This window comes from Prosthecobacter sp., assembly GCF_044378005.1.
Taxonomy (GTDB): Bacteria; Verrucomicrobiota; Verrucomicrobiia; order Verrucomicrobiales; family Verrucomicrobiaceae; genus Prosthecobacter.
Map to the genome: position 1 here is coordinate 1 of NZ_JBILYB010000009.1, position 11,281 is coordinate 11,281.

At 59.5% G+C, this 11,281-nt stretch carries 9 protein-coding genes; 6 read left to right on the forward strand and 3 right to left on the reverse strand.

Annotated features, from left to right (window positions below):
- Positions 1-902 (forward strand): sulfatase-like hydrolase/transferase (locus AC6FTP_RS03420; RefSeq protein ID WP_497205499.1); only part of this gene is annotated, 902 nt, incomplete at its 5' end.
- Positions 903-912: 10 nt separating this feature from the next.
- Here AC6FTP_RS03420 and AC6FTP_RS03425 read toward each other — a convergent pair.
- Positions 913-2,361: an aminoacyl-histidine dipeptidase gene (locus AC6FTP_RS03425; protein ID WP_497205500.1), complete on the reverse strand. Its 1,449-nt coding sequence runs from the start codon at positions 2,359-2,361 to the stop codon at positions 913-915.
- Positions 2,362-2,585: 224 nt separating this feature from the next.
- Between AC6FTP_RS03425 and AC6FTP_RS03430 the strand changes: the two genes are divergently transcribed.
- Genes AC6FTP_RS03430 through AC6FTP_RS03440 form a run of 3 tightly spaced genes read left to right on the forward strand, consistent with a single transcriptional unit; the run spans position 2,586 to position 6,491 of the window.
- The gene (locus tag AC6FTP_RS03430) at positions 2,586-4,064 is read left to right on the forward strand and encodes a N,N-dimethylformamidase beta subunit family domain-containing protein (protein ID WP_497205501.1); all 1,479 of its coding nucleotides are present in this window, start codon (positions 2,586-2,588) and stop codon (positions 4,062-4,064) included.
- A 22-nt stretch (positions 4,065-4,086) separates the two neighbouring features.
- Positions 4,087-5,409, forward strand: coding sequence for a dipeptidase (locus tag AC6FTP_RS03435; RefSeq protein ID WP_497205502.1), 1,323 nt, complete (start codon positions 4,087-4,089; stop codon positions 5,407-5,409).
- A gap of 32 nt (positions 5,410-5,441) precedes the next feature.
- Complete coding sequence (locus tag AC6FTP_RS03440) at positions 5,442-6,491, forward strand: ComEC/Rec2 family competence protein (RefSeq protein WP_497205503.1); 1,050 nt, start codon at positions 5,442-5,444, stop codon at positions 6,489-6,491.
- Between the two features lie 3 nt (positions 6,492-6,494).
- On the opposite strand, the gene AC6FTP_RS03445 is transcribed toward AC6FTP_RS03440, so the two are convergent.
- A complete protein-coding gene (locus AC6FTP_RS03445; RefSeq protein ID WP_497205504.1) occupies positions 6,495-7,079 on the reverse strand; it encodes a DUF2062 domain-containing protein in 585 nt (194 codons plus the stop codon).
- A gap of 16 nt (positions 7,080-7,095) precedes the next feature.
- Positions 7,096-7,896: an undecaprenyl-diphosphate phosphatase gene (locus tag AC6FTP_RS03450; protein ID WP_497205505.1), complete on the reverse strand. Its 801-nt coding sequence runs from the start codon at positions 7,894-7,896 to the stop codon at positions 7,096-7,098.
- Between the two features lie 158 nt (positions 7,897-8,054).
- Here AC6FTP_RS03450 and AC6FTP_RS03455 point away from each other — a divergent pair, with 158 nt between their 5' ends.
- Complete coding sequence (locus AC6FTP_RS03455) at positions 8,055-9,563, forward strand: S1C family serine protease (protein WP_497205506.1); 1,509 nt, start codon at positions 8,055-8,057, stop codon at positions 9,561-9,563.
- Positions 9,564-9,605: 42 nt separating this feature from the next.
- The gene (locus AC6FTP_RS03460; RefSeq protein ID WP_497205507.1) at positions 9,606-11,198 is read left to right on the forward strand and encodes a S1C family serine protease; all 1,593 of its coding nucleotides are present in this window, start codon (positions 9,606-9,608) and stop codon (positions 11,196-11,198) included.
- Positions 11,199-11,281 lie beyond the last annotated feature (83 nt).

The following is an 11,281-nucleotide window of genomic DNA, read 5'->3' on the forward strand; positions in this document are numbered from 1 at the left end:
ATAAGCGCTTCCAAGGTGTCGATTACTCGCCTGATCTCATTGCCGAACAGGCACGGGCCTTCGTGCGTCAGCACAAAGACAAGCCATTCTTTCTCTACTGGCCCACGACCGTGCCGCATGTGGCGCTACAAGTGCCCGATGACTCTTTGAGCGAGTACATCGGACTCTGGGACGACCCGCCCTACACCGGCGGAAAGGGCTACATCCCACATTTTAGCCCGAAGGCCGCCTACGCTGCCATGATCACGCGTATGGATCGTGAGATCGGAGGACTCATGGCGCTCGTGGCAGAGCTCGGACTCGATGAAAACACCGTCTTCATCTTCATCTCAGACAATGGCCCACTCAATGGCACCCATGCGAAGCTTGCGGGCACCGACTGCGATTTCTTCAATTCCAACCAAGGCCTGCGCGATGGCAAAGGCACGCTCTTCGAGGGCGGCATCCGCTCCCCTGGAATCGTGCGCTGGAAGGGGGAAATCAAACCTGGAAGTGTCTCGAATCGCGTCTCCGGATTCGAGGATTGGCTGCCTACGCTAGTCGATCTAGCGGATGGCAAAGACAAGATGCCTGAGGATGTCGATGGCATGAGCCTCGCGCCAACATTGCTTGGGAAAACCCAGCCCGAGCGTGAATTCCTCTACCGCGAATTTGCCGGCTACGGCGGCCAGCTTTGCGTCCGCATGGGCTCCTGGAAACTCATCAAGACAGGTCTCGCTGGTCGTAAGATGAAAGCAGCCACGGCAGTGCCAGCCACTCTGCTGTTCGATCTCTCGAAAGATGAAAAAGAAACCTCCAACGTCGCTGCCGATCACCCTGAGATCGTGGCGAAGATGGAGGCCATCATTCAGTCACAGCACACACGCAGTTCTGACTTTCCCATTGCAGGGTTAGATCATTGATCAAGATAAACTACATCGCCGCCAGCGTCGCGGTGAGCAGCTTCCAGAACTTCTGCACGGAGGAGATGCTGCAGCACTCTTTCTCGGAGTGGGCCTCATGAATGTTGGGGCCGAAGGAGATCATATCGAGGTCGGGATAGGCGATGGCGATGACGCCGCATTCGAGGCCAGCGTGGCATGCGCTGACAATCACGTCGTGGCGGAACAGTTCGCGGTAGAGCGACTTCATTTTCTCCAAGATGGGCGATTCGGCGCTGGGGCTCCAGCCGGGATAGCCAGCATCATGGACAACCTTTGCGCCGATCATCTCAAAGGGAGCGGCGAAGGTCCGAGCGACATCCGCCTTGCTCGAATCGACCGAACTGCGCTGAAGGCCGCTCCATTCCGCGTGACCATTGCCGAGCGAGATGAGCGACAGATTCGACGAAGCCTCCACCAAGCCTGGCACGACCGGACTCATGCGATAGACGCCATTCACCACGGCCTGGAGAGCGAGGACGAAGGGTCTTTGCTCATGGGCAGTCATCGTTGAGATGGAGCCGTGATCGGGCTTCATCGGCTGCGCGGTGATGCTCAGATTTGGTTCGATGAGGCGGAACTCCTCGCGGATGCCTTCGATCTCTTTTTGGAAGAGTTCATCAAAACGCGACTGATCGCGGATGGCGACCTGCGCGGTACATTGCGCCGGAATCGCGTTGCGGGCGCTGCCGCCGCGCATGGTGCTTAGAGCGACGACTTCAACACCACAGGCGCAAAGGATGCGGGCCATGAGTTTGATGGCATTGGCGCGTCCTTCGTGGATTTGCAGACCGGAGTGACCACCACGCAGGCCCGTGACGTGAATGGCGAAGTATAGCTCATCGGGGCCGAGCCTTGACTCCGTGTAGTCGAGACTCGCCAGCGTGTCCACGCCACCTGCGCAGCCGATGGTGAAGGTGTCGTCCTCCTCAGAGTCGAGATTGAGCATCGTTTTGCCCGTGAGCAGGCCGGGTTGCAGTCCGAGCGCGCCGCCCATGCCCTGCTCCTCATCCAGCGTAAAAAGTGCCTCAATGGGTGGATGTGAAAGGTCTTTCGAAGCCAGCACGGCGAGGATCGCGGCCACGCCGAGGCCATTGTCAGCACCGAGCGTGGTGCCGCGAGCCCGCACCCAGTCGCCATCCACCCACATGTCGATGCCTTGCGTGTCGAAGTCGAAGTTCAGTCCATCGGCTGCCTTGTGGACCATGTCGAGATGCGCCTGCATGATGACGGCAGGCTGGGCCTGCCGATCCGACGTCGCGGGCTTCTTGATGATCACATTGCCAGCGCTGTCGAGCATCGAAGTGAGGCCGTGGCGCTCTGCAAACTCACGCACGAAGGCCACCACACGCCCCTCACGCTTCGATGGCCGCGGTACGGCATTGAGATCGGCGAAGCAGTTCCAGAGAGAGTTGGGTTCGAGGGCGCGGATGTCGGACATGGCTCGCAGCATAGGCTTTCCAGCCAGTGTTCCAACCAAACAGATTGGCAGCCTGTCAGACGCAACCCAACGTCAGAGGTCAATGCGGTGGCTTCCCGATGGGGATGGTGTGGCGAGTTTGGTCGGCTGGGACACGTGCCCTCATTCCGATTCATCATCCGGGGTAGTGACCGCCTCACGGAACTCGAAGAAAGGAGCGTCTCACGGCGTGCTTATTCTCTGGTATGAACCTGATTGAAAAAGAAAACGCGCTGCCGGGATCGAACGATTGGCAGCTCACACGGATGAAGCCAGATGGCAGCGCGTATCGGTCGGCGGTGATCGAGGGCTACTGCTCGCGCCAGTCGGTGAAGACGGGGGAGGTGCTGGACTTCTACGTGAGCGCGAAGCCGGCGGCGAAGTTCAAGATCGAGATCTTCCGCACGGGTTACTACGGCGGCAAAGGCGCCCGCTTGATGACGGAGCTGGGGCCATTTGAGGCCAAGGAGCAGCCGACGCCGCCTGTGGGTGAGAAGCGTCTGCGCGAGTGCCAGTGGGAGAAGAGCGCCTCCCTGATGATCCCGAGTGACTGGGTCAGCGGCGTGTATCTCGGCAGGCTGACGACGCTGCCAGGAGTTCGTAGTTCGGGCTTTAGCCCGTCTGGAGAAACGAAGACCCCAGAACGGGCTGAAGCCCGAACTACGAGCGATGAACCGTATTGGCAAAGCTACGTGGTTTTCATCGTGACCGATGACCGCCCGGCGGACATTCTGCTCCAATGCAGTGACAACACCTGGCAGGCCTACAACAAATGGCCGGACAATTACTCGCTCTATACGGACCCGAAGGGAAACCAGGGCTCGACGGCGGATGTGAGCTTTGACCGGCCGTATGCGAAGTATGCGCAGATCTATGAGAACCCGCAGTCCGTGGGCAGCGGGGAGTGGCTGTGCTTTGAGTTCCCGATGGGCTTCTGGCTGGAGCAGCAGGGCTACGATGTGAGCTACTGCTCGAACGTGGACATGATCACGCCGGATCATGGCTTGAAGTGCAAGGCCTTCATCAGTGTGGGTCACGACGAATACTGGGACATCCGCCAATACCAGAGCGTGGAGAAGATGAAGGACGCGGGGGTGAACCTGCTCTTCCTCTCCGGCAACTCGGTGTGCTGGGTGACACCGTTTTCACCGAATGCGAGCGGCGCTCTGAACCGCCGCATCTTCCGTGGTGGGCCGTATGGGGGCGACTACAAGTATGCGATGGATCGCGAGAAGGACTACGGGCCGTATCCGCATCGCGGACCGGATGAAGGCTACCTGATGGGCGTGCGCAACATCGACCCGGTGAACGGTGGCGGCGACTGGGTCTGCACGAAGCCGGAGCACTGGATCTTTGAGGGCACGGGCATGAAGAAGGGCGACTCGATCCCCGGCATGATTGGTTGGGAATATCACGGCGATGCGCCGAGAGACCTGCCTGGGCTGGAGATCGTGGCCGGTGGCACGGCTTTCCAGGGCGGGCGGAATCCGCAGCAGTGGGAGGCTGTTATCTTTGATGGGCCAAAGGGAAACTTCATCTTCAATGCCTCGACCATCTGGTGGGCGCAGGGCCTGAGCAAACCGCCCGGTCACATGCCGGTGTGGAGCCACTACTCGCGTCCGCATGGCACGGACAAACGCGTGCAGCAGATCACCGCGAACCTGCTGAAGCGCGCCCTGAAATAAGTCCCACACCTTTGCTCTCCGCATGAACTCACCGCTCTCACGTCGTCATCTGATCAAGTCTCTGCCGCTGGCCGCGCTCGCCAGCAGCTTCCACATTCACGCCCGCTCGCAGGAGGCGAAGAAGCTGTGGATCACCGGCAATCCAACCATCGACAAGCCACGCGAGATCGCGATCAACCTGCTGAAGCCGACGCAGGCGCAGATCGAGCACGCGTGGGAGCTGCATTTCGGCTCGGTGGTGTTTGAGAGCTACGGCTTCGCGCCTCGCTGTGCTATTGATGCGGAGGCGATGAACGAGGCCATCAAGTCCGGCGCTTCAGCCGCAGAGATCGCCGATCTTCGTGAGTCGATCTCGATGAACCGCAACGCAACGAACGAGCGCGAGCGGAAGGAATTCCTCGATGCCTTCTATGCCGCTGGCGTGACCTGCATTTTTCAAAACACGGGCGAAGAAGGCAGCGACCCGATGCGGCTGATCAAACGTCTGGCTCATTTCACGAAGGCGACGGATCTGATGAAGCCTGCGCTCTCGAAAGTGGTCACGGCGGAGGAGATCGTGGCTTTGAAGAAGGCGGGGAATGTAGGACTGTGCTTCACGACGAACGGCGTGCCGTTGATGATGGACTGGGAGAGCGTGAAGGATGAGCTGCGCTTCGTGCGCATCTTCCACGAGCTGGGCACGCGCATGATGCATCTGACCTACAACCGGCGGAATCCCATCGGCGACGGGGCAGGGGAGCCACATGACGGCGGGCTGAGTGATTTCGGTCATGCGGCGGTCGCTGAGATGAACAAGATCGGCGTCATCGTGGACACCGCTCACAGCGGCTGGAAGACTGCCTACGATGCCGCGAAAGCCTCCGCGAAACCGATGGTGGCGAGCCACACGACCTGCGCGTCTTTGTACAAGCACTTCCGTGGCAAGCCGGACGACACGATCAAAGCCATCTGCGACACGGATGGGCTCGTGGGCATCTGCTGCATCTCGCGCTTCCTTGGCGGCAAAGGAGACATCACCGCGCTGATGGATCATCTCGATCATCTGATCAAAAAGTTCGGAGCGAAGCACGCGGGCATCGGCTGCGACGTGGCCTACACCTCCCGCTATGACAAAGAAGAGCGCGCCAAGCTCCTGAAGTCACCCGGTGGCCCCGCTGACAAGTGGGAGCACCTCTGGCCGAAGGATGATTACGTCACGACGCTGGAGGCAGAGCAGAGCATCGCCTGGAGCAACTGGCCTCTTTTCACACTCGGCATGATCATGCGCGGTCACAGCGACGATGCGATCCGTCAGGTGCTCGGTGGCAACATGCTGCGCGTGCTGAAGGCGAATGAAGTTGCCTGATGTGGCCCGTTCTGCCTGAATCAAATCACACCATGAAATCACTGCTCGCCGCCTTCTTTGCCCTCACGCTCGCTGCCAACGCACGCGAGAAGACACTCGACGTTTATTGGATCGACTCGGAGGGCGGTGGCTCGACGTTGATCGTGACACCGGAAGGTGAATCCGTGCTCGTGGACACCGGCAATCCCGGCGGTCGAGATCCGCAGCGCATCCAGAAGGTGGCGACGGAGATCGCGGGACTGAAGCGCATCGACCATGTCGTCATCACGCACTTTCATGTGGATCACTTCGGTGGTTTGGCTGAACTGGCGGCGCTGATGCCCATCGGCACTCTTTACGATAAAGGCATCACCGAAGGTAGTCCGGATGGCAAGGCGCAGGATCTACGCTGGACGCTGGCGAGCAGGCCGTATCGCGATGCCAAGGTGGAGAAGCGGGTGACGCTCGCTGCGGGTGACGTGGTGCCGCTGAAGCAAGCGGAAGGCAGTCCCAAGATCTCGCTGAAGTGCCTGGGCGCGAATCAGAAGTTCATCCCGCCGTATCCCGATCAGCCGGAGAATCCGCTCAAAGGCTCCGTGCCACCGAAGGCACCTGATCCAAGCGATAACGCAAACAGCGTCGTGCTGGTGCTCGACTTCGGTGGCTTCCGGTTCTTTGACGGGGGAGATCTGACCTGGAATGCGGAAGAGAAGCTCGTCTCACCGTTCAATCTCGTCGGGACGGTGGATCTGTATCAGGTAAATCATCACGGTCTGGATGTGAGCAACAACCCCATGCTCATTCAAAGCCTCCAGCCGACCGTTTCCGTAATGAACAACGGCCCGCGCAAAGGCACCAGCAAGTCTGCGATGGATGCACTGAAGTCCACGCCGACGATTCAAGCCATGTATCAGGTGCATGAGAACGTCCGAGAAGATCATGAGAACACGGCAGACAAGGCCTACATCGCCAACCACGGCGATCTGGCCGAAGGCTGCGCCGCGCAGCACATTCACTGCACCGTCAGTGCGGAAGGGAAGAGCTACACGATTGCGGTTCCATCGCAGAAGCATTCACGCACGTTCCAGACAAGGGCGAAATAAGGCTCATCCTTTGCTACTGTCATCGAGCGGAAGCACGGGCTGCTTGCGCTCACGATTCCAGTGCTCCAACCAGCCCCAGCTAAAATACGAGGCGACATACGACAGCGGAGCCAACAACCCGCCGAGGATGACGCCGCCGAAGAGCATGACGGGGGCGTGCTCCTTCAAGGCGAGCCACATCCCCGCGACATCTGGGGGAAGCTCGGTAGGGAAAGGCGTCGAGGGCACCTCGGTGAGCCAGGCGAGCACCCATTTCCCCACCTGATACTCAAGTGGAACGAGCGCTGCCATCGTCACCGGATTGCTCAGCCAGCACATCACGAGTGCGATGGGGATGTTCACTCGGAAGATGGCCGCGAGGATCGTGGCGGAGGGCATCTGGATGGGCAGCAATTGCAGTGTGATGAAGGTGCCGATGGCCATGCCTCCCGAAAAGGTATGCTGCGTGGGCTTCCAGACTCGCTTGTTCAGAAAGTGGAGGGCAAACCAGCGCATGAGACCGCTGTGCTTCAGCTTCCTCGGATGTTTGAGGAAGCGGATCGTTTTAAAAACGGTGCGGCGGAAGTAGCCTCGGACGTAGTCGAGCATGGGCGCGAGGATGAGATCAGTGACCCGACTTGGCCGCCATCACCAGCAATAGGACGCCGAGGATGATGCGATACCACGCAAAGCCGACAAAGGTGTGACTCTGAACGAAGTGGATGAGCCACTTCACGACGACGAAAGCGGAGATGGCAGAGACGAGGGTGCCGAGCGCTAGCAGACCCCAGTCTTGCTGAGCGGCCTCGCCATCAAGGAAGGCGGAGACAATCTTCAAACCGCCCGCTGCCATCAGCGTCGGAATGCCAAGCAGGAAGGAAAATTCCGTTGCAGCCGGGCGCGCGATGCCGAAGGCCATGGCCATCAGGATGCTGGCCCCAGAGCGGGATGTGCCAGGAAAGACGGCGGCGATCAACTGCGCCACCGCCACCGCGACAACGACGGCCCAGGTAATCTCGACGACGCCTGTCTTGCCACGATACAGACGCTCCAAGACGAGGATGATGATGCCGCCAATGAGCGTCGCCCAGGCCACGGGGGCGATGGTTTCCGGCAATTCGATGTCGAGCTTCTTGATCACCAGTCCGCCAGCCGCGGTGATCAAGAATGCCGCGCCAAGCTTCATGAGGTAATCCTGCGTCGTGCGATCCCCCAGCGTGGTGAGGAGATGCTTCACGCGCTTCGTAAAGACAGCCAGCACGGCCAGCACGGCTCCACTCTGGATCACCACATCAAAGAGATCACCCTGCTTCGGCAGCCAGCCCAGATTTTGAGGAATGAGCAGGTGCCCGGTGGAGGAGATGGGCAGGAATTCGGTAACTCCTTCGATGATTCCAAGGATGATGACGGCGAGCCAGTCGGGCATGTGGGTGGGAAAAAGAAACGAGAGTGAAGTTGGCGGCGTGAACAGTCGGGCGGGTGGCGTTGAATGCAAGCCTCCCGGCAGGAAAGCCAACGTTTTGACGAAGCTCTTGTCATAGTCGCGCCCTGCTGCGTATCTTTCCCGTCACGAGATCCCGAATCATGAATCCACGCCATATTTTGCCTGTCCTCGCCCTGCTCTGCGGGGTTTGTTTGAATCCAACCGCCCACAGCCAGGAAGCGCCAAACGCCAGCCAGGCCATCGACATGAACTCGGGCGAGTGGGAGGGCATCGTGAACATCGACGTCTCCGTGCTCTTCCCCGACTTCCGCGAGCCGTGGAACGCCGGGCAGCCTTCGGGCGGCAGCGGCACCGGATTCCTCATCGGCAAAAACCGTTTCCTGACCAACGCCCACGTCGTCAGCAATGCGACGAAGATCGTGATCCGCACCACGAACGACCCACAGCCGCATCCCGCGCGCATCGTCCACGTCGCGCATGACTGTGACCTGGCGATCATTGAGGCCGAGGACGGCGCTCCCTTTGAGAAGCTGAAGCAACTCACCTTCGGCGGCATTCCAAAGCTCAACACGGAAGTGATCGCAGTCGGTTATCCGATCGGCGGTGACCGCATCTCCGTCACACGCGGGGTGGTCTCTCGCATCGACTTCCGCACCTTCAGCCACAGCGGTGTGGATTCGCATCTTTCCATCCAGGTCGATGCGGCCATCAATCCCGGCAACTCCGGCGGACCTGTGCTGCAAAGCGGCAAAGTCGTCGGCGTGGCCTTCCAGGGCTTCAGTGGCAGCGTGGCGCAGAATGTCGGCTACATCATTCCCGTGCCCGTCATCCAGCGCTTCCTCAAAGATGTCGATGACGGCAAATACGATCACTACGTGGACCTCGCCATCACCGATTTTGCGGTCGAAAACTCCGCTCAAAAGAAGGCGCTTGGCATCGGCGATGACGGCATCGGCGTGATGATTGCCGATGTGGAGCCTGCCGGCAGTGGTGCTGGCATTTTGCAGCGTGGCGATGTGCTGCTCGCCATGGATGGCAATCCCGTGTTGAACAACGGGCTGATCCGCTTCGAAGGCGAACTGATGGACATGAACGAAGTCGTCGAGCGCAAGTTCGCCGGGGACAAATTGAAGCTCTCCTATCTGCACAATGGCAAGAAGCTGGAGAAGGAGATCGAGCTGAAGCGCTTCGATCCCTATGTCCGGCTGGGTTCTCAATACAATCAACGCCCGCGCTACATTGTCTATGCAGGGCTCGTCTTCCAGCCGATGGACCGCAATCTGATGGACGCCCACCAAGTGCGCGATTCCGTGGCGAACTTCCTTTTCGACAACTACCTCACAGACAAACTTTACGTCGAGCGGCCGGAGCCCGTGATGCTCACCTCCGTGCTCTCCGACGAGGTGAACACGCATTTCAGCGTGTATGCTCAGAGCGTGATCGACGAGATCAACGGGGTGAAAATCCGCAACCTCCAGGACGTGGCCGAAGCCCTGAAGAAGGAGGGTGAAAAGAAAGAGTTCGTCGTCATCAAACTGCTGGAGAAAGGCCGCCCGATCGTGCTGAAGCGCGACCTCGCCGAAGCTGCACATCCCCGCATCATGCAGACGTATGGCATCCCCGAGGACTCCTACCTCGGCAACGAATAATCCGACATGGCGACACCACCTCGATCCCAACATTTGCCCGCCATGAAGACTTTTCTCTCGCTTACTCTCGCTCTCACCACCGGCCTCACCTTTGCGCAGGCGCCCGACAAGAAGGATGCCACCATCTGGCCCACTCCTTTGGCACCCGCACAGCCACCGGTCGGCATCCGCAAACCCATCGGCACCATGATTCGTCCGCCGCAGCTTCCGCAGGCGGTGATCAACACGAACTCACTGCTCAAGGTCAACGTCACCTACCAGAACTACAACGTCCAGATCCCCTGGCAGAAGGAAAGCGCTGGAGGACGTCGTGGCCTCGGTGTCGTGCTGCCAAACAACCGCGTGCTCGTCACCGCGCAGATGGTGGCGGATGCGAACTACATCGAACTCGAGCTGCCCGAGAGCGGCCAGAAGATCCCAGCGAAGGTCGAAGCCGTCGATTATGAGGCGAATCTCGCCTTGCTGGCACCGAACTCGCCAGCCAAGGAGAAAGCATTCTTCACCGGTCTCACTGGTGTGCAGGTGGACACCTCGGCGCGGATTGGCGATTCCCTCTCGGTTTGGCAGGCAGGTCGAGTGGGTGACCTCATCGTCACGCCCATGCGCATCAGCAAAGTCATGACGCAGGGCTACATCGTCGATAACGCCGCCTTCCTCGTCTATGAAGCCACGGGCATCATCCGCAGTGAGTCGAACAGCTTCACGCTCCCCATTGTGAAAGGTGGCAAGCTCGCCGCACTGCTGCTGCGTTACGACTCGAAGAACCAGGTCGCCACGCTCCTGCCTGCACCCATCATCCAGCACTTCCTCAAAGATGTGGCTGACGGCAAGTATGATGGCTTCCCCTCGCTCGGCATCGAGTTTCAGGTCACGCTGGATGAACAGTTCCGCGAGTACCTCGGACTCAAGGACAATGCTCCAGGTGTCTTCATCAGCAAGGTCATGAAGGGCGGCTCCTCCGACAAAGCAGGTGTGAAGCCAGGCGACATCCTGACTTCCATCAATGGCTTCAGCATCGACTCGCGTGGCGACTACCAGGACCCGCAGTTCGGTGCCGTCAGCGCCAGCCATCTCGTGCGTGGGAAGTCCTTCGTCGGTGATGATGTGGAGATGAAAGTCATCCGCGATGGCAAGGAAATCGTGCTCAAGAGCAAGCTCACCCGCAAGCAGCCCGATGACTACCTCGTGCGGCCATACCTCTTCGATAAAGGACCGAAGTATGTGCTCAGTGGTGGCGTGCTTTTCCAGGAACTCACCTCTGCCTACCTGAATTCCTTTGGCGCTGAACAGCGTGGTGGAGCGCTGCTGCGTCTCCAACGCATCGCCACGAATCCCGATGAGTTTGAAAAAGAAGGCCGCAAAAAAGTGGTCTTCATCGGTGCCGTGCTCCCCACCACCAGCACACAAGGCTACGAGCGCATGAGCGGGCAGGTCGTCGAGGAAGTCAACGGCAAGAAGATCACCGAACTCGCCGATGTGGCCGCCGCTTTGAAGGAACCGAAGGATGGCCTGCACATCCTGAAGCTACGTGAGTTTCCCTTCATTCTGCACCTCGACGCCCTGCGGGTGGAGCGCGATAACATGCAGCTTCTGAACGGCGTCTTCCGCGTCAGCGAGCTTTCGAGGTTGGAGTAATACAGAGAGTGGTCTGCACAGTCCTCTGTGCGGAAGGATTGCCTCGCTGATTCCAGACCGCACAGAGGACTGCGCGGACCACT

What these genes read in the sequence shown, in the direction of transcription:
- AC6FTP_RS03425 (WP_497205500.1), bottom strand. Translation starts at nt 2,361, where the DNA reads ATGTCCGACATCCGCGCCCTCGAACCCAACTCTCTCTGGAACTGCTTC.
- AC6FTP_RS03430 (WP_497205501.1), top strand. Translation starts at nt 2,586, where the DNA reads ATGAACCTGATTGAAAAAGAAAACGCGCTGCCGGGATCGAACGATTGG.
- AC6FTP_RS03435 (WP_497205502.1), top strand. Translation starts at nt 4,087, where the DNA reads ATGAACTCACCGCTCTCACGTCGTCATCTGATCAAGTCTCTGCCGCTG.
- AC6FTP_RS03440 (WP_497205503.1), top strand. Translation starts at nt 5,442, where the DNA reads ATGAAATCACTGCTCGCCGCCTTCTTTGCCCTCACGCTCGCTGCCAAC.
- AC6FTP_RS03445 (WP_497205504.1), bottom strand. Translation starts at nt 7,079, where the DNA reads ATGCTCGACTACGTCCGAGGCTACTTCCGCCGCACCGTTTTTAAAACG.
- AC6FTP_RS03450 (WP_497205505.1), bottom strand. Translation starts at nt 7,896, where the DNA reads ATGCCCGACTGGCTCGCCGTCATCATCCTTGGAATCATCGAAGGAGTT.
- AC6FTP_RS03455 (WP_497205506.1), top strand. Translation starts at nt 8,055, where the DNA reads ATGAATCCACGCCATATTTTGCCTGTCCTCGCCCTGCTCTGCGGGGTT.
- AC6FTP_RS03460 (WP_497205507.1), top strand. Translation starts at nt 9,606, where the DNA reads ATGAAGACTTTTCTCTCGCTTACTCTCGCTCTCACCACCGGCCTCACC.